The sequence below is a fragment of the Apilactobacillus kunkeei genome, from assembly GCF_001421115.1.
Taxonomy (GTDB): domain Bacteria; phylum Bacillota; class Bacilli; order Lactobacillales; family Lactobacillaceae; genus Apilactobacillus; species Apilactobacillus kunkeei_F.
This window is the reverse complement of record NZ_JXCW01000008.1, coordinates 1-18,366: the sequence shown is the minus strand read 5'-3', so window position 1 is coordinate 18,366 and position 18,366 is coordinate 1. Positions and strand designations below refer to the sequence as shown.

Sequence of the window (18,366 nt, the reverse complement as noted above, 5' to 3'; positions counted from 1 at the left end):
GATAATTCATCAATCGGGAAATTTACGACAACCGTTTTATTAGCTGTTGCTGAAATGGAAAGAGATATGATTGTAAATCGAACCCAAGAGGGTAAAAAATATGCTAAAACGCATAATCCTAATTATCGAGAAGGGCGTAGGACACGCCTCACAGGAAAGAATAAGGACAAGTACCCAGCTATTTATGAATACAAGCAGTCTCACACGGCTGAGGAGACCGCAAAAGCATTTGGAATCTCTATTAGGACTGTTTTTTATATTCAATCTATCTTTAAAAAGAAAAAGTAGCTATTCAAAGAACCCAATCGTAAACTTCTTCCAAAAATTGTTTTAAAGTTAAGATAAAAAGGACACTCGTTAGAGCGTCCTTTTTTTATTTTCTTTTTATTTGCTAATGTCCCAATACCAAGTTAAATATAATCTAGCGTCCGTTGTTCCATAACTATTATCAATGTCGATATGATCTACAACAACACTAACGTTACTATTGTCCTTTAGATAGCTCATTAGAGTTCCATTAAGTAATCCGTTAAATAGAACCTTAGCCATTTCCTTGTCCGAACTAACAGAGTTCCCGGATGTTACTACAAACTCGCTTCCATAGCCACTTCTATCTGTTAAAGGCTTAATGGAATCTCCATTAGTAACACCATATGTTTTTCCATATTGTGCCAAGTAAGGATCAATTAACTTTTTAAATTCAGCTTTAATATTTTCTTTATTCGGTACATATTGCCCTTTTTTATGGGTCTTAACTACTTTATTATGCTTGGAAGCTTTTACCTTTTTAACATACTTTGTATTAACCCATCCATTCCTACCATTACTTGCTAAAACATATTTATAAATCAACCTCTTGCCATGACGTTTTACAACAATCGTTTTCTTAACAGTCAACTTGTGTGAACCAAAGTAATGTTTAGATGAATGTGATTTAATAGCTTTAATGTGAGCATTCTTGTAAACGTATCCGCTTTTTTTGATCTGGTAATGAAAAGATGACGCTGATACAGTTGCATTGTTTACAATTGGTGTTGCCAACAATGCGGTTAATAGAGCCATTGCTCCTATTAATTTGATACTTACTTTGCGTAGTTTACAGTTATTTTTCATAAATTATTCACCTCAATAATCAAACAAGAGAATGGTTATTTGATACATATTTTAGAATTCACTATCATCTTGATTTTCAGCCATTTCACGAATGTAATTATAAAATTTCTCTGCTTCATTGGCACTGATTAAATTCTTCTTAGCCTTATCTTCACTACCTGCATTTCTGATAACTGTAAAGATATAAAAGTCGATGATTTTAGATATCATTTCACCACGTTTTAACGTGATATGAGTTGATGAAGTATTAAAGTTAATGACATGATCAAGCTTCTCTGCAATCTCTTTTTTCAGTTTCATCGAAACAAAACCTTTGTCATATTCCTTTTTATTCTTTTTCTTTTCATCAATAATATCTTCTTGTAAAAAAGATGTATCAATATTTGATTCTGGAATGTAATTTGAACTGTTTTGATCTACAAAAGTTTCATTTGAATCATTATATTTACGACCAACTTCTTCTAATCTCATTCCGCTTTCTCGATTTCTTTTTATCATGTCTTGTACACTTTTAGAAATTTCGTCTGACATACTTTCACCTCAAAAATCATATAATTTTTGATATTTTACTCCTCAAGGAATATAAAAATCAACCTAAAAACTCCTTAAGGAGCTATTAAGACAGTTGTTAAAGTATACTCCCTAAGGAGTTTTTAGGTGTGCGTTAAGGAGTACCTAGCTATTTTTATGTAATCATATGTGAGTACCTGTATTGATAAATCAACGTTTCTGAAAAGTAGTTTTGGCCCACTATAAATCCCGCCACGGCGGGGGCTAACGAATTTCATAGCCCAGTTTACCTTATCCTGTTTAAAAAATAGCTCTTAATTAAAACAAACTACTGCTATGGTTAAAGAAATAGGTGCAGCAAAGCATACAAAAATTAAGCGGTTAAGTCCCTTATTCACTGATTCAATGTCATCATCAGATATATCTCTTTTAAACTTATAAAATCTAGAAAACGCTCCAGCTAAAAACATAAGACAAAGAAACATCATTCCTTTTTTGTAATCAGAGTCTGAAAACCAAAGTAAAACTGACATATAAATGTAAGATACAAATTCAAGTCCAAGAACAAGGTTATTTTTTTTATTAGGATTCATAACTTAATCGACTCCTTAATTAATTAGTTATTAATATAAAATATTTAAAACACAAACAGATATCTATGAATCAAGTAGCTTTTTATTTTTTATAAAAGATAAAAAGCTATAAAAATACATTATTAAATACAGCCATATTGTAAAAAGAAATAAAAGAACTCACTATCAATCTAACTAATTCATTATTTTTTATATTTATTCTATTGGTAGTATTATACTACTAATAGAATAAATACAATGAAGGTAATATATATGGATAATTTAAAAATTTTAGGTAGAATTTCGGGTTTTCCTTATAAGTATGAGAAAATAGTAGCAGTTCTAGGAAGTAAAAAAGATGCCTTTGAGAATACACGCTATACAGTTTTTAGCACTGGAACACATATAAAGGTTTTGGAAATATCTGATCGTATAACCTCTCAAAGAAACATATCTTTTAGCGAGTTTATTGAGAAGTGCCATATAGATGAACGGTCCGTGAGAGCATTTAATGATGAATATGGTATACGTTTAAACGATGATATAACTTTGGATGATATCAGATTTGGCGCTCGGCTTTTAAAAGAAATTTATAGTGCTGATTATACTAAAAGCCTAGTTGGTAAAAAGTTATTTATTAGATCTTTAGTATCAGATTATTATACTGTTAAGGTAGCCGAAGCTTTAGAACATGGCAAGATTTTAAGGGTAACATATGATAACGGTGATCATGATTTTTTTGTTAATGAACTACCATTTTTTAAAGTTGATATGTTTACACCAGATTTTGCCAATAAACTAAGTAAGGCTACTACACCAGGTACAGCATATATGATCGTATTTAATTCCCGATATCATTTAAAGAATAGACAGGGATTAATCGATGATTATTTAGAAAAAGTTCCTAAAAACAAACAACAATTAACGGTTATAAATAGGCTAAAATCAGAAAGTTTTGAAAAGCTATGTTTGGAACGATTAAAAGACAATTCAAGAATATCTAATTACAAGATTTTTAAAATGGACGATCAAGATTTTGTTTTTTACAAAATTAGTGCTGTAAGATATTACTAATAAGTAGTGATAAATCTAAATTTTTTATCCAGGAATTTTAATTGTAGGAATATCAGGGTATTTTCCCCTCTATTCCAACACTGTCGCCTGTGTTAATTTTATATTTATAGAAATGTCCCCAGGAATTTCTACCCCAATTAAAGTCTTATCTAGAATACTTACTCTAACACACCTATAAATACAATATCATATGCAACATAATATAAGTTAGTTACACTATTTTTAATACAATTAAAAATGTTTTTGGTTTTTTTAAATTAAGTAATTGTTACTATTTCTCATTCTAAAAAACTATATTCTCAGGAAATAGTCTTTCTATATCATTGTTATCATGTATATGTTGTGAATAATTATCTATTGCTTCTTCAAATAAATTTTTGAACGATTTAATCATATAACCATATCTATTCTTAGCTTTTCTATTTGCATTACGAATAATTGGTTCAGTATGATTTTCTAAATATTCATTTAATAATGGATTGGTTTCAAATCTACGCAAACTACTATTTTTAGCTACACTAAATCTTAAAGCCATACGCTTAGCTTTTAAAATAAGCTTTCCGTAATCGTATAATGTATCAGGTTTATTAAAAGATAGAGCTTTTAATTGTGATACTAAACGTGGACTGAATCCAGCTTTGTTGGTTAGTGATTGTGCGATACCATCAAATTCAAGAGATTCAACAGAGCTTTTAGTGTCATTTTTATTGTGTGATGTATTTTTATTAGTATTGTTATATTCAGTCTTATTAGAAACCAATTTTTGTGTTTTAGCAGTACAATTTTTTGTTTTTAGTGAGATGGGTAAAAAAATACGATTGGTTGAATTAAATCTTTGCTTAACAATCAACCACCCTTTTCTCTTTAATGACTTAAAAATGTTTGTAACAGTGTTAGTTGATACGTTTAATTTGTCGGCCATATCTTCTCTTGAATATGTAACGTAATATGCATTTTGTTGCTTGTCGTAAAAGTTACTGTTTCCTTCAGATAATGACATGCGATCATACAACCTTGTTAGTGCAACTTGTTCTGCTGGGGACAAACCAGCGTCTGAAAATTCTTCGAATAGTTTGGAAAACTTCATAATAAGAACCCCTTTAATATTGATTTTTGAGGGGTTAAGGGCTATAATATGTATACAAATCATACAAATTAGTTATTACATTACAGCTCTTAACCAGGTTGTTGTAATTCTCAAAAGTCGGTTGTTCCATCAGCCGGCTTTTTTTATTTACATGAACAATACTAGCATTCTTTTAATCATTGTCAAATAAATATTTTTCGAACTTTTTATCAATTAGCATGATAGCATGACGTAATTACATAATTGTAGCGTGATGTAATAAAAGCACAATGTAATTATGTAATTACATAATAAAAACATAAGAGCATAAAAAACTGATGTTATAAAAGCATGATAGCATGACGTATAAAATGCTGTTAAATAGGCATCACTTTCAGCATGATGTCATTACAGCATGATAGTGTTATAGCATAATATAATGAAAGCATGATAGCATTATGTCAGAATGTTGTTATGTCATGCTAGCATGACATAACAATTGCACTATAGCATGACAGCATGATATAATTTTAAATAGAGAGAGGGTATAATTTATGACGAGAATTATTACATTAGGTAACTTCAAAGGTGGAGTTGGTAAAACAACATCTGCAAGTCTTATTGCTTACAATTTATCTGACGAAGGATATAAAGTATTACTTGGTGATTTAGATCCACAAGGTAATGCCACTAATATGATGTTAAAAACCAAAGCAAACTTTGACGGCAAGGTTAGTTCATTTAGACAAACATTGATGAAGTCAGTTGAAGAAGAAGATTTAAGCAAATCAATTATCACTATTACTGACAAACTAGATTTGTTAGCGTCTGCTCCAGATTTCGCTTTATATCCTAGATACATGGAAAAAATAGCTGATTACAATAAACGAGTTCAATATTTAAAAACACTATTTGATAAAATTAAAGATAACTACGATTACATTATTTTAGATACTCCACCAACTATCATGTCGCTATTCTCAGACAGCGCACTATACATGTCAGATTGGTGCTTAATCGTTATGCAAACCCACAAAGATAGCTTTGACGGTTCAAAGGCCTTTATTGATTATCTGCAAGAATATGTGGTTGATGCATACAAAGCACCTAAACTTGATTTAGTTGGTATCTTGCCAGTTCTAATAAAGAACAATGCTCCAGTGGATGAATATACTTTGCAATCAGCTAAGAACCAATTCGGTGCTGAAAACATTCTTGATCATCACATTAAACACATGGAAAGAATAAAGCGATTCCCAATCACTGGAATTGCAGATCATGAATTATGGGACAAGAGAGTAATTCAAGCATATAAAGAAGTAACTGATGAAATGCTAGACCGCATTAGAAAGGAAGAGGCTGAATGAGTTCACTAATTAATTCCAACCGTAAAGACGATGTTAAACCATTAAAGAGTGCGACTTTAGCTGATCTTGAACAGAAAAAATCTGATGAACAACTAAAAAAAGAAGTTAAAAAAGAACCAGCTTACAAGGGACACAAAACAACGCTAAGTATTGATAGTCACACCAAGAACATGTTACAAGTTATGGTTTTACTAGGGGACGCTCCAAACCAAAAAGAAGGGTTCTCAGTAGCAATCAACGCTTACTACGACAATTTAACTCAAGATAAAAAGAATATGTTTGATATGATGCTTAAGCAATTAAACAGTCATGATTAATTCAAACACAGTCATAATTTAATACAACTAAAAAGGGCACTATTTATAATAGTGTCCTTTTTAGTTTCTTCTATATTACTAAGATAGTAAAAATATGGTAGATGTGTTTTAGACAACTGACCCACATCACATAACTATTGGTAATAAATAATTGAAAATTTGAATATAATCATAATACATCCATATATAGTTTCAATATTAGTTACTGTCAATGATTATATTTCCATTGACTTTTTTATTATATGATTTGAAATATTTTAAAAATCTAGATTTAATATTTTTATAGTTATGGTGTCTTCTTTGTATTGCAATGTATTCTGCTAGTAAAGCAGAAACTTTTGCTGATGCCAACGAAGTCCCATAAGCGTAAGAGTAGCTATTTTTTATTGTAGCAACAGTAATTAATTTTTTGCTATTTAAATTGTGACTATTCCAGTAATTGGATCCATATTTAAAGTATTCAGTGGTGTCTCCTCCCGGAGCGAATAGACTAATGTTTTTGCTTCTATTAGAAAAATTAGATTCATTTCCGGATGGACCTAGTGAACCGACCGATATAACATTCTTTAATAATGCTGGTACATCAACTAATTTTTTGATTTTTTTTACACTGATGTTATTATCTTTTGAAAAACTTTTTTTGAATCTATGGATATTATTCTCGTCATAACCATTTTCACCCGCGCTAGCAACAATGATACTACCATGTTTCTTTGAATATTTTATGGTTCTATTCCATGCCTTAAATTCCATATTTTTTTTCAAACCTTTAGATGAGTATAAATATTTTCCAAGGCTTACATTAATTACAGAATCCTTATTGTTAGTGGCGGAAATGATTCCTTTCATTATCCAAAATGGGTTTGATTGTTTTTTTCCAACGACACGGTATATATGAAGTCCAACTTTAGGATATACACCTATTACTTTACCATGTCCAGAAATCTGACCAGCAATCATGGTTCCATGTCCTATCTTATCGTAAATGTATCCTTTATTTCCATACTCATCATTCTCCTTACCGTTAAACCCACCTTTAGGAACCAGGTTTACTGATCCTTTTTTTATTACAGTTCCATTAAGAGAGGATTGATTAGACGATATTCCTGAGTCAACCACTCCAATTGTTACGGATGGTGAATATAATACGTGTTTATACATTTTTCCTTTAAGCGTGATAGCCTTGATATCCCATTGTTTATTCCAATATTTTGGTTTTTTAAACTTATATTCTGGTGTGTAATTATTTTTTCTCCAAATCTTTATATTTGTCTTCTTTTTTCCTATTGTCTTATGATGAACTATATTATCTTTATGTTTATCTTTATCTTTATCTATCCTGAATCTTACATAGTAAATTTCTGGTATGTTATATATGATCTTTCCCTTCTTCTTTTTGATAAGTTGAAGTACTTTTTTGTATTGAATTCGGGAGTTAGATAATGACTCATATGTTGAGGACGCCTTTGCTTTAGCATCTACAGAATATATAAGTATTAACACAAATGAAATAACAAATACTATACATACCTTAATAGGGTAAGATATTTTTCTACTATTCATTTCATGATTCTCTTTTCGTTATTATTTATATATAAAATGCCTGTTGGTTATAACAACAGGCATTTTGTGAGGTAAGATATTTTTGTTTTAATTCAAAGTTTTTTATTTATCTAGCGTGGAAAGAGAAATTATGAGAGCTGTGACAATGACAAGTCTTTGTCTTGTTATTACAGCCCATTAAACGTCCTGTAATACAACCAGGTGTACATAAAACATAGCTTGTAATTCGTGGTTCAAGACCTTTTTTACTTCCAGAATGGACTTTTTTGATACCTAAGTTAAAATCGTTAAAATTAGACATATCTATTACCTCCATCAAATTTATCTTAACCTCTTAAGATGAAGTATAAATTAAACAGGTACACTGTTCAATAAGATTTTAAAGGCCAAAAATCTTGCCCCAATGAACATATTGTTTATCTTTTAAGGATAGTAATGATAGAAATATTCCTGAAGTTCCAGATAACATTCCTAAGTCAGGTATATTGCGTGATGTTTCAGCATCGTCAAACCTTTCACTGAAAAAGCCAGTAATGGATTCGTTGTCGAAATAGCTTAATAATAATTTAACTATTTTTTTATTTAAATGTATATCTAATGAGTAGTCCTTATTCAGACTATTTAAAATAGCTAAAATCCCTGCATACCCATGACACATTGAAGGATCAGTTATACCCAAAGGTTTTTTATTTATTTCTTGTAATCCGCGTGACATTAAGTCTACTTCGTCAGGATTTCTTTTTATCAAATTATACTTTAATAATGCAATATCAATACCCGGGGTACCATAACACCAACTATCAAATCGTTCTACACTATCTTTTTTTCCTTTGGTAAAGGAATTAAAATCTATAAAAAAAGGTGGGCAAAAAACATCGTTTTTAACCAATAAATTATCATAAATAAAGGTATGCATTTTATTCATTAAAGTTAGCTGATTGGAAACATATAAGCCACTAAGGTAAGCATTCGAGAGACTGTATAATAATCCTGATATGCCATGAGAGAAACTTATGTTGAAGTTGCCCTTTGGATAATTTATTGATTCTCTTTTGTCCATTTGATGATCTGAGGAAACAAACCACGCAGGAACAGAAATTTCATCATAAATTAGTTGCGTTGAATACATGTCAACTATGTGTTTTTCTATTCTTATAATACGTTTCTCTACTATGTCTTTTTCATTCTCATCATTGGAATTATTAAAAAAGTATACTAGGTAATTTAAAACACCAGATAGCCCATACATAGTATCGAAATCATATGAATATGCAGGAGAATATATTCTATTTTTTTGTTCAGAAAGTTTTCCGTCTATTAATGTGAATAGAAAATCATTCAGCTGGTTTATAACGCCACATAAGTCTGGCCTGTTTAATAAAGCTAAAGAAAAAGCTATTCCTGATATTCCTTCAAACAAAGATGCATCCATTATCGGTTTTTTCTGTATACTGTCAAGTAAAATTGAAATTAAGTCATCCGTATTTTGTTTATTGTGAATAATGTTTTGTTTGTTTAATTCTTCTGAAAGTAATATTAGACCAATTATTCCGTTGGATAGATCTTGTTTAAAAAAATCTATATTGTTATTTGAGCTTTGTTTTGCTAAATAATCAATGTTTTCTCTTATAAAGTCTATATTTAGTATTTTTTCTGAATGTTTTTTTATAAAATCAATTGTTTCATCATTCATATCTTTCAGCCTCCTCTAATTTTTTGTATTCGGTACAATTATTTAACAAGTATTCATGACTACCTTCAGCGATAATATCACCCTTGGACATTACAATGATTCTATCCGCATTTTTAACGGCTCCTATTCTGTGTGATATGAATAATCCCATTTTATTATGAGATATAAATTTTTTGAATTCATAAAATAAATTACTTTCAGAGATGGGGTCTAATGCAGAGTTGGGTTCATCTAATATCACAAAACTAGCATTTCTATTAAAAAAGGCCCTACTTGTAGCAATGCTTTGCCATTGGCCACCGGACAGTTGTTTACCGTCTCCAAACCAATTTCCAAGAGAATCTTCAACTTTCAATTTTTTATAAAGATTATCATTATACGTCTTTAGAGTATTCATAATCTTATCTTCTTGTTTAAGGTTACGTATATCACCAAAACCAATATTTTCACGTACTGACAACTCATACTGAACAAAATTTTGAAATAAAACGGATATTCCTTTATGGAAAGAGTGCTTATTAATCTTATTGGAATCGATATTGTTTATTAAGTATTGCCCCTTTGTTGGTTTATAAAGTCCAGTAAGAATTTTAACAATCGTACTTTTACCAGATCCGTTTGCACCTACAATTGCAACGATTTCTCCTTTTTTGATTTTAAAGCTTATATTATCTAAAGCTTTCACGCTATTTTTATATGAGTAAGAGACATTTTTCATTTCAATCGTTGTTATTGGTAGGTTATAACAACTTCCATTATCATCTTTTTCATTATCATCTATAAAATCATAAAGTTTACGAAGAATTTGCAAATCATATTTTAAATTAAATAAATTGTTAATAAATGTCTGTGTGCTTCCTTGAGTAAGACTTATTATTTGAGTCACACTGGTTAAGGTTCCCAATAGAGCCTTACCTAGATAAATTGACCAAATCACTGATAGAACAAGTATAGCTGTTACAATACTAACTATTAAGTCATATACATAATTAAATATAGAGAGATTCTTCAAAATTTTTAAGTCCTGTGATATAAATTCTTTTTTTAGATTGGCAAACTTTTTCTTTAAATGTTTTGATAAGTCAAAGAAAATTATTTCTTTGACGCTAAAATCATGAGTTAATAGATATTTTATATACCAAGCTTTACGTTCTTTTTCGGCTCTATTCCAATGAACATTAAACTGATTGTTGCTTAATATTAGTAGGAATGGAATAGAAATTAAAGTTAAAAGTACCAGTGTTATGCCATATATTGGGTTTATTTTGAAAATATAAAAATAACTACTAATTATCGTAATGATCGATACACTAATTGAATTGAATGCGGTAAATACAGAAAAAGGTTTGGATGGGGCTTCATTAGACAATTTATCTATAACTGAATATGTTTCTTCGTTTTCAAAAGCTGTTATATCCATTTTAGATACTACATTTAAAATGTCATATTCTACTTCAAAAGACAATCTATTACTTATAATTCCGTTTATGTAAGATTGTACTGATGATATAGAATCTGTTATCAACGAGACGGAGATATATCCTGCAAAACACATTAAAATCAGTGAAAAATGAGAATTTAATGATAAAAAATTGATGATTAATTGTACAAAAAATATAGAAATTAAAGGAAGTATTCCTAATACAATATTTATAAAAATCAGGATAGAAAATAAAATTTTATGTTGTTTCCATATAAGTTGTATCGTTTGTTTAATCTCTTTCATTACTTGTGATTCTCCTAATAAGTCAATATTCTTTTTTAGTAAGATTATCAGAAAATATAGTGTATTTCCAATAAATTTATTATGATATAATTATGAGAAAAATGGAGGTGCTCTTATGACAAATATTTTAGAAACTAAAAACGTTACAAAGAGTTTTAGAAATCAGTTGGCTTTGGATAACGTTTCTGTTCATATACCAAAAGGAGAAGTTTATTGTTTGTTAGGTCCTAATGGAGCAGGTAAGACAACTTTAATGAAGATAATAACAGGAATGATTCATAAAACATTGGGAAAAGTAATCTTTGATGGCAAAGAATGGGAAAGAGATGCATTAAACGATATAGGTTCTTTAATTGAGAATGCTCCTATATATGGAAATTTAACAGCCTTAGAAAATTTAAAGGTGGTTGCTACTTTAAGAAAAGTTCCATTAAACCATCTTGAATCTATTTTAGAACAGGTAGGACTGGAGAATAACAAAAAAAGGTCTAAAGATTTTTCTTTAGGAATGAAACAAAGATTAGGTATTGGAATGGCTATGGTTTCAAATCCAAAACTTTTAATATTAGATGAGCCAACGAATGGTTTAGATCCAATTGGGATACAGGAACTGAGAACTCTCATAAAAGGACTAGCAAAAAAAGATATTACTATTCTAATTTCTAGTCATGATTTGTCAGAGGTAGAACACTTAGCAGATAATATTGGAATTATATCTGGTGGAAAACTGTTATTAGAAGAGAAGTACAATAATGAAAACCTTGAAAAACTATTTAATGAAATAGTAGGGGGAGTATAGTTATGACTAGTTTAATTAATAGTGAATTTTTAAAAATTCGTAGAACATCAATCCCTTGGCTAACTATTCTAGTGCCTTTTTTCTGTGTGTTTTTAGTAGCCGTTGTTTTTGCGGGAAATGAGTATTCTATGCAAAGCATTATTAATCAATGGAGCTTAATTTGGGTACTATTATTCTCTGTATTGTTATCTGGAATGACTACTCACCACGAATCAATATCTACTCAATATAAGTCAATATTAAGTTCCCCAGTTAGCTTATTTAAATTTGAACTTTCAAGATTAATCATGTTAGTCGAATTGTTTTTTATAGGAAATGTATTTTTAGCCATACTAGTATGTATTTCTAAATATTATTTTAGTAGCATGGTCGGAATGGGTTATATACTACTATCAATAATTATGGTCTCTATTTCAGGATTATGGACAGTTCCTTTTTTCTTGCTAATAAGCAGATTATCAAATATGTTTGTTGGCATATTAATTGGTTTATTTGGTTTCTTGATAGGGGGAGTTTTTTCTGGAACTCGTTTTGGATATTTAATCCCATTTACGTGGTCACCAGAGACAGCATCTCCTATTATAAAAATGCATGTTAACGGGGTGCCGTATAGTTTAGGTACTCATTCTTTTATGAATACAACGTACATCATCTTATCGTTATCATTATTCATTGTATTGACATTAACCGAATGTCTATTATTTACTCGTCAGGAGGTTAAAAAATGATTGCTAGAGTTTTTAAGTCAGAAGCTATTAAGCTTATTAATAGCCATATCTTATATTTCCACATAACTGCCATGGTTATCTTTCCAACTTTATTAGCGGTTTTTTTTGGTAAGAATCATTACCCGCTAACAAATTTTGTGTTGATTCCCAACTTTTTTTTAATCATTTCCTTTATTGGTCCTGTAGTGATCTCAATAGTTGCATCTATGGTTAATGACAGAGAAACAAAAGCCGGAAATTATAAGAATTTATTAGACACTTCAATCAGCCCATTAAAAGTTTTTCAATCACAAATAGCTTTTTATTGGTCACTATATCTGACAGAAATCATATTATCATTTTATATATATGGTTTAATTTTGAACATTGTATTTCATGCACCCCTATTTCCTTATTTTATGTTATTAGTTTTTTGTATTCTATTTTCTTTATTAGCAGTAATTCAGTACGAATTATGTTTTTTAGCATCATATATATTTGGTACCGCTGGATCTTTGATTTTAGGATTTGCGGGATTGATATTATCTGCACTAAGTGAAACGGTCTTATTCGATAATGTTTGGGAATTTATTCCATGGTCATGGCAAATTAGAAGTATTGCTTTTTTTCAGAATGGTACTACTATTAATGATTCTATTCATTATGCATTCTTATATATCTTTAGTATACTAATAAGTCTCGTGTTGCTGTTCGTATGTAATAAGATTTTTTATAGGATTTTAAATAAAAATTGAGGTAATAATTATGAGAACATATTACAAAGTTGAAAATCCTGTCGTATTTAGAAAACACTTTTGCAATGTTGAAGGTGGAGAAAAATTTTTATATGATGAAAGGTTGTTAGATTATTTAAGCAAGTTTGAATCGTTTAAAGAACAAATTAGAGTATCAAACAATGAATTATATAAAAATTACATGGATTACTTAAAAGATAGATCAAATTTTTCAAAAAAAAGAACTAGACACCTTGTTGAATCAATAACCGGATACTTTCTGAGAATAAGGTATAGAAATACTCCTTTTGGTCTCTTTAGTGGTGTTGGAGTTGTAAACAATGAAAAACATACTAAATACACTCATCTAAAAAAAATAGTTCTTGGATATAGGTGGAAATATAGTGTCATAAACATGTTAGAAAAAAGGTATCGTTCAAATGTTAAATATGTATTTGAAAATAATATGACAGATATAAATGGTAATCCGTTTTTTCTTGATGTTGGTAAAGAAAGTAACATTATTGATGGTAAATATTACAATGACGAAATAGGTTTTAAAATTTCAAAAAACAGATTAACGGAACTCCTTGAAAAATTTTTGAATAAACCAAGAGGCACAGATGACATTTTTAATGTTATTAAAGGAGAATATAAAAATATTGATCCTAGTTATATAAGAGAATATATAGTCAATCTGGTTGACAAAAAGATTATTAAATCTACTTTACACAGTTCTTTATCTCAAACGGACGAAGAGTGGATAGAAAACGTCAAAGATTTTTTAAGAGTAGTAAAAGATAATCAGTCTATACAAAAATTTGAAACATTAAAATCATTAATAAGCTCTTATTCAATAACAAACGTCGGTGAGGGAATATATCTTTTTGACTCTATTTCCAAATGCATGAATGACATATTCCCAACGCAGAAAGATGATTTAAATGTAGATTTATATTTAAATGATCCGTCTTTATCGGTTACACAGGATAATCTGAATGATTTAAATAAATGTATAGATATGCTAACTAAAATATCTATACCTTATGATGAGTTACATGATTATACTTCATTATTTCTTGATAAATTTGGTATGGATGTAGAAGTTCCATTATACGAACTTATAGACAAAAACTCAGGAATAGGTTTTCCAAAATATGATTCCTCCGATAATTACTCTACGTCTAAGGAAACATTGGAATCAATTGGTTCGTTGTTAGATGAAAAATTGTACACTGCTCTAATAAACAAAAGACCATTAACCATTGATCAATCAACAGTTAATGATGTACAAAGAATTTTAAACGGTTCTGATAGCCACAAGGATATCATTCCAAGATCTATGGATGTATGTCTAACGCAAGAAAGTCATGATAATAAAATATCATTTACAATTTCAGAAATATTTGGTTCTCCATTAGGAAGTTCAATTACAGGTAGATTTAGACTATTAGATGACTTATATCAAAAAAGCAAAGATGTATCAGATGATTATATAACCTGTGACATAAACGCATTTCCAAATTTATTAAGTTTATCAACTCTAACGCAAAATCGACATCTGAATGAATACGAATTGTCGGTTGGTACTAATGGAAATCAACACAAGAATCAAATATCATTAAATGATTTAGTTGTAGGGTATGAAAACGACACCTTATATATAAGGTGTTCCCAAAATAATAAAATTGTTAGATTTGTTGATTATAACATGCTAAATGGAGACTTAAAAAACCCTGTTATAAAGCTATTACTTGCAATAAGCAATCAGTCCGATAGATGGCCATTTAATTTCCCATGGAGTTTTGGTCAGCCAACGAGAACGGTTATTCCTGAAATAATTTGTAATAATATAATCGTAAGTCCATTAACATGGAATATTAATACTGCTAACTATGACAATAGCTTTGAAGATTTTTATCGTGAATTCATTTGTAAAATAGACTCTCTTCAAGTGCCAAAATTATTTTACTTTGTAGAATCAGATAATAAAATTGTAAGTGATAGAAAAAAAGAGTCTATTTACAATATTTATAAACATTTAAAAAAATCTAATTCTAAAAATGCAAAATTACAAAAATGTGAATTTGGTAGCCTAAATGATGACGGAAAAACTCAAGAAATAGTAGTTACTTTAAAAAACAAATATAAAAACAAGAACCCCATTAACCAGAAGCCAATATATAGATCTTGTGACTATTTAAAACCTTTGAATGTAGTTAATGGATGGTTTTATGTAGAGGTTGAGTTTGGTGACGTTGGGATAAAAAATGAATTTATAATGCAAGAGTTATCAAAATTAAATGATAATTTAAATAATTTGTATGATTTATTCTTTTTTATACAATACGAAAACAAAGACAATCCAACTATTCGTTTGAGATGGAAAAGTAATGATATCTTTATTGTGCAGAATCGTGTAACGAAGTATCTAGACTCGTTGATTAAAGAAGGTATTATTAAAAATTATACTAATAATAACTACTTTAGAGAGTTGGATAGATATGGTGGAAAACAAAATATTGACAAAGCTGAGCAAGCTTTCCATTATGATACACTTTTTTCAATTGTTTCTTTCCAAAACAATCCGGAAAAGCTTGAAAAAGAATCACTAGCCATATACTCTTGCGTATCGATGCTCCTATCCATTTCTAATTCCATAGATACAATAATTGATTTCTTAAACATATATGATTATCCATATAATATTAATAAAAATGCATCTAGTTGGATAAGAAAAAACGAAAAATATATGGATGAGTATTTAAACAATTTAACAATCGAAACCAAATTATTATTAGATAGACGTAATAATGAAATAAACGACATTATTAGCAATAATGATCGAAATCAAGTAAACATTGTAAGTAGCTTTTTGCATATGTCTATAAATAGAATTTTAGGCACTGATAGATATGGTGAACAACAAATAATGGGTATATTGCTAAAACTATTTAATAAAGCCAAATACACAAACAAAATCACGGGGTGCGAATTATATAAAAACAATAGCGAAAGTTAATTAACTTAACCCGATTTGATAAATATTAATGGAGGTTACAAATTTTTTTGTCATCCGAGTGAAGATGTTTATATTCATAAATAGGTTGGGAAAGTGGTCATTATTCTTTCTCATGAACCAATCAATCTATGTATGATGGTTATTATTATTAATAAATTACTTATAATTAATAATAATTTTTTAGGAGTGTTTATAATCGGAAAATTAAAAAAATATTTCAAAGCATTCTATCAAGATGATTTCAAGAATGAATTCTTACAAGATGATAGAACAGTTATAGCAATAGATACAAATTATTTGTTATCTATATTAAGATTGGACCCAGAGGTTGCAAATAAATATATTAATGCGTTGGAAAAAAATAAGGAAAGAATATATATACCATACTTTGTTGGTTTAGAATTTTCTTTTAATAAAATCAACGTGAAAATTGATCAAGATAACAAATTAAAGGATATAGATAAGAAAATAGACAAGTTAAAAAACCAATTAGATGCCACGTCACAAGAAATTTCAAAATTAACTAATAGCAATAAATTAGATAATATGAAAAAGATTTCTAATGAGTATATTGAACAATTTAAAGGGCTTATAGATGATAGTTCTACGATAGAAGAAAATCATCAAGAAAATTATTTAAAGTTAATAGATATTATTGACGATTTATTGGGAGAAAAACCTGACCAGACTTTTATTGACAACATTGAAAAAGAAGGTAAGCTGAGATACGAAGAAGAACTTCCCCCAGGATTTGATGATTCTGAAAAAGATGGAACTAGACATTTTGGTTCTTTAACATATCATCAAAAATATGGAGATCTCTTGATATGGAGAGAAATTCTAAAGCATTTTTCTTCTAGCAAGGATAGTAAACGACTAATATATATAACTGATGATGGTATATCTAATAAGAAGAACGATTTATTTTATAAGTATGGGGGCAGAACTGTTGGTCCACATATACACTTAATAGATGAAGCTAATGAAGAAGCTAATCTAGATTTATATATAATTGATAGTAAATCATTTGTTAAATATTCTGACGTTTCTTTAAATAAATCTGATGAAAGTCAAATAAATAATTTATTGAATACCAGATACATTAGTAATGACGGATACATGAATGTTGATGTAAGGGACTTTGAAGATTCTACCGGTGATAATATTCTTAAAGATTCTCAAAGTTATCATATCCGCAACAAAATAGATTTGTGCTTGGATCAACACTATTTAAATAACTTATTTACTAATGATTTATTTGGTAATAAGAGTAGTCTTAATGAGGTTTGTACAAAAATTTTAAAGATTTCTAAAAAATTATGCATGTTATATAAACAATGTAATGATTCAGACAGAGAGTATCTTATTTCTCAGTATATTAGTTTCATGCTAAACATTTATTCCAGTATTGATGATAAAGATGATAAAGTCTTATTTATTAAAAGTCTAAAAAAATGTTTAACACCTTTATATTTCGTTAGTGATTTAGAACACAAGGATAAACTATCATCACTAACAGACTATCTTGCCGAAAAAATCATATAAATATTACAAACTTAAGTCTCATAACTTAAAAGAATAGACAACCACCCATTAACATAAATTCGAAATTTAACTGTTTTTATGCAAAAATATTAATAGTTTCTTGCATATCTAGATAACATTGATATAGTGGTATTGATGTTGTGCAACTATTTTATGCAAAAAAGGAGACTTCCTAATGCAATATGGATATGCAAGAGTTAGCACCTTAGGTCAATCGCTAGATAATCAAGTCCAAGACCTTAGAGATAATGGTGTATTAAAAAAGAATATCTACACTGATAAATACACTGGTACTAGTACGGACCGAATAGGATTCCAAAAGTTATTAGATACTTTAAAATCAGATGATACTTTGGTGGTTACTAAACTAGATAGATTAGCTAGAAATACTAGAGAAGCACTTAATGTACTTAATGAATTACAAGATAAAAATATTAAGATCAACATTTTAAATCTTGGGCTTATTGATAATTCATCAATCGGGAAATTTACGACAACCGTTTTATTAGCTGTTGCTGAAATGGAAAGAGATATGATTGTAAATCGAACCCAAGAGGG

17 protein-coding genes and 1 pseudogene are annotated in these 18,366 nt (G+C 29.1%); 10 read left to right on the top strand and 8 right to left on the bottom strand.

The features are described from left to right. Positions 1-288 (top strand): annotated as a pseudogene (locus RZ55_RS07055) (recombinase family protein); the annotation flags it as partial. A 96-nt stretch (positions 289-384) separates the two neighbouring features. Here the strand turns inward: RZ55_RS07055 and RZ55_RS07050 are convergent. The 3 genes from RZ55_RS07050 to RZ55_RS07040 form a co-directional block, all read right to left on the bottom strand. Continuing rightward, positions 385-1,113: a hypothetical protein gene (locus RZ55_RS07050; protein WP_057176124.1), complete on the bottom strand. Its 729-nt coding sequence runs from the start codon at positions 1,111-1,113 to the stop codon at positions 385-387. 51 nt (positions 1,114-1,164) lie between these two features. Continuing rightward, complete coding sequence (locus RZ55_RS07045) at positions 1,165-1,644, bottom strand: hypothetical protein (protein WP_057176123.1); 480 nt, start codon at positions 1,642-1,644, stop codon at positions 1,165-1,167. A 293-nt stretch (positions 1,645-1,937) separates the two neighbouring features. After that, a complete protein-coding gene (locus RZ55_RS07040) occupies positions 1,938-2,216 on the bottom strand; it encodes a hypothetical protein (protein WP_057176122.1) in 279 nt (92 codons plus the stop codon). A 252-nt stretch (positions 2,217-2,468) separates the two neighbouring features. Between RZ55_RS07040 and RZ55_RS07035 the strand changes: the two genes are divergently transcribed. Further along, on the top strand, positions 2,469-3,269 hold the full coding sequence (locus RZ55_RS07035) for a hypothetical protein (protein ID WP_057176121.1): 801 nt from the start codon (positions 2,469-2,471) through the stop codon (positions 3,267-3,269). Positions 3,270-3,552: 283 nt separating this feature from the next. Here RZ55_RS07035 and RZ55_RS07030 read toward each other — a convergent pair whose 3' ends face one another. After that, on the bottom strand, positions 3,553-4,356 hold the full coding sequence (locus tag RZ55_RS07030) for a hypothetical protein (protein WP_057176120.1): 804 nt from the start codon (positions 4,354-4,356) through the stop codon (positions 3,553-3,555). A 533-nt stretch (positions 4,357-4,889) separates the two neighbouring features. Here RZ55_RS07030 and RZ55_RS07025 point away from each other — a divergent pair. Continuing rightward, positions 4,890-5,702 (top strand): ParA family protein, encoded by an 813-nt coding sequence (locus tag RZ55_RS07025; protein ID WP_057176119.1) that lies wholly within the window; start codon positions 4,890-4,892, stop codon positions 5,700-5,702. Continuing rightward, entirely contained in the window at positions 5,699-6,019 is a 321-nt protein-coding gene (locus RZ55_RS07020; protein WP_057176118.1) for a DUF5388 domain-containing protein, read from the top strand. The genes RZ55_RS07025 and RZ55_RS07020 overlap by 4 nt, the downstream gene beginning before the upstream one ends. Before the next feature lie 198 nt (positions 6,020-6,217). Here RZ55_RS07020 and RZ55_RS07015 read toward each other — a convergent pair whose 3' ends face one another. The 4 genes from RZ55_RS07015 to RZ55_RS07005 all read right to left on the bottom strand — a co-directional run bounded on the left by RZ55_RS07015 (position 6,218) and on the right by RZ55_RS07005 (position 11,001). Beyond that, a complete protein-coding gene (locus tag RZ55_RS07015; RefSeq protein WP_057176117.1) occupies positions 6,218-7,582 on the bottom strand; it encodes a S8 family serine peptidase in 1,365 nt (454 codons plus the stop codon). 106 nt (positions 7,583-7,688) lie between these two features. After that, the gene (locus tag RZ55_RS07215; RefSeq protein ID WP_081034542.1) at positions 7,689-7,883 is read right to left on the bottom strand and encodes a gallidermin/nisin family lantibiotic; all 195 of its coding nucleotides are present in this window, start codon (positions 7,881-7,883) and stop codon (positions 7,689-7,691) included. Positions 7,884-7,961: 78 nt separating this feature from the next. Further along, positions 7,962-9,275 carry a lanthionine synthetase C family protein gene (locus RZ55_RS07010; RefSeq protein ID WP_057176116.1) on the bottom strand — a complete coding sequence of 438 codons (1,314 nt, stop codon included), beginning with the start codon at positions 9,273-9,275 and terminating at the stop codon, positions 7,962-7,964. Next, the gene (locus RZ55_RS07005) at positions 9,268-11,001 is read right to left on the bottom strand and encodes an ABC transporter ATP-binding protein (protein ID WP_057176115.1); all 1,734 of its coding nucleotides are present in this window, start codon (positions 10,999-11,001) and stop codon (positions 9,268-9,270) included. The genes RZ55_RS07010 and RZ55_RS07005 overlap by 8 nt, the downstream gene beginning before the upstream one ends. Positions 11,002-11,116: 115 nt before the next feature. Here RZ55_RS07005 and RZ55_RS07000 point away from each other — a divergent pair, with 115 nt between their 5' ends. From RZ55_RS07000 to RZ55_RS06975, 6 genes are all read left to right on the top strand, one after another. After that, complete coding sequence (locus RZ55_RS07000; protein ID WP_057176114.1) at positions 11,117-11,800, top strand: lantibiotic protection ABC transporter ATP-binding subunit; 684 nt, start codon at positions 11,117-11,119, stop codon at positions 11,798-11,800. A 2-nt stretch (positions 11,801-11,802) separates the two neighbouring features. Next, the gene (locus tag RZ55_RS06995; RefSeq protein WP_057176113.1) at positions 11,803-12,528 is read left to right on the top strand and encodes an ABC transporter permease; all 726 of its coding nucleotides are present in this window, start codon (positions 11,803-11,805) and stop codon (positions 12,526-12,528) included. After that, entirely contained in the window at positions 12,525-13,262 is a 738-nt protein-coding gene (locus tag RZ55_RS06990; protein ID WP_057176112.1) for a lantibiotic immunity ABC transporter MutG family permease subunit, read from the top strand. The genes RZ55_RS06995 and RZ55_RS06990 overlap by 4 nt, the downstream gene beginning before the upstream one ends. A 10-nt stretch (positions 13,263-13,272) precedes the next feature. Further along, positions 13,273-16,263, top strand: coding sequence for a lantibiotic dehydratase (locus tag RZ55_RS06985; RefSeq protein WP_057176111.1), 2,991 nt, complete (start codon positions 13,273-13,275; stop codon positions 16,261-16,263). A 132-nt stretch (positions 16,264-16,395) separates the two neighbouring features. Then, positions 16,396-17,808, top strand: coding sequence for a PIN-like domain-containing protein (locus RZ55_RS06980; protein ID WP_143444236.1), 1,413 nt, complete (start codon positions 16,396-16,398; stop codon positions 17,806-17,808). A gap of 175 nt (positions 17,809-17,983) precedes the next feature. Further along, positions 17,984-18,366: recombinase family protein (locus tag RZ55_RS06975; protein ID WP_057176109.1), on the top strand; the 383-nt coding region annotated here is incomplete at its 3' end.

Coding starts and splice junctions, on each gene's coding strand:
- RZ55_RS07050 (WP_057176124.1), bottom strand. CDS start 1,113: ATGAAAAATAACTGTAAACTACGCAAAGTAAGTATCAAATTAATAGGA.
- RZ55_RS07045 (WP_057176123.1), bottom strand. CDS start 1,644: ATGTCAGACGAAATTTCTAAAAGTGTACAAGACATGATAAAAAGAAAT.
- RZ55_RS07040 (WP_057176122.1), bottom strand. CDS start 2,216: ATGAATCCTAATAAAAAAAATAACCTTGTTCTTGGACTTGAATTTGTA.
- RZ55_RS07035 (WP_057176121.1), top strand. CDS start 2,469: ATGGATAATTTAAAAATTTTAGGTAGAATTTCGGGTTTTCCTTATAAG.
- RZ55_RS07030 (WP_057176120.1), bottom strand. CDS start 4,356: ATGAAGTTTTCCAAACTATTCGAAGAATTTTCAGACGCTGGTTTGTCC.
- RZ55_RS07025 (WP_057176119.1), top strand. CDS start 4,890: ATGACGAGAATTATTACATTAGGTAACTTCAAAGGTGGAGTTGGTAAA.
- RZ55_RS07020 (WP_057176118.1), top strand. CDS start 5,699: ATGAGTTCACTAATTAATTCCAACCGTAAAGACGATGTTAAACCATTA.
- RZ55_RS07015 (WP_057176117.1), bottom strand. CDS start 7,582: ATGAATAGTAGAAAAATATCTTACCCTATTAAGGTATGTATAGTATTT.
- RZ55_RS07215 (WP_081034542.1), bottom strand. CDS start 7,883: ATGTCTAATTTTAACGATTTTAACTTAGGTATCAAAAAAGTCCATTCT.
- RZ55_RS07010 (WP_057176116.1), bottom strand. CDS start 9,275: ATGAATGATGAAACAATTGATTTTATAAAAAAACATTCAGAAAAAATA.
- RZ55_RS07005 (WP_057176115.1), bottom strand. CDS start 11,001: ATGAAAGAGATTAAACAAACGATACAACTTATATGGAAACAACATAAA.
- RZ55_RS07000 (WP_057176114.1), top strand. CDS start 11,117: ATGACAAATATTTTAGAAACTAAAAACGTTACAAAGAGTTTTAGAAAT.
- RZ55_RS06995 (WP_057176113.1), top strand. CDS start 11,803: ATGACTAGTTTAATTAATAGTGAATTTTTAAAAATTCGTAGAACATCA.
- RZ55_RS06990 (WP_057176112.1), top strand. CDS start 12,525: ATGATTGCTAGAGTTTTTAAGTCAGAAGCTATTAAGCTTATTAATAGC.
- RZ55_RS06985 (WP_057176111.1), top strand. CDS start 13,273: ATGAGAACATATTACAAAGTTGAAAATCCTGTCGTATTTAGAAAACAC.
- RZ55_RS06980 (WP_143444236.1), top strand. CDS start 16,396: ATGATGGTTATTATTATTAATAAATTACTTATAATTAATAATAATTTT.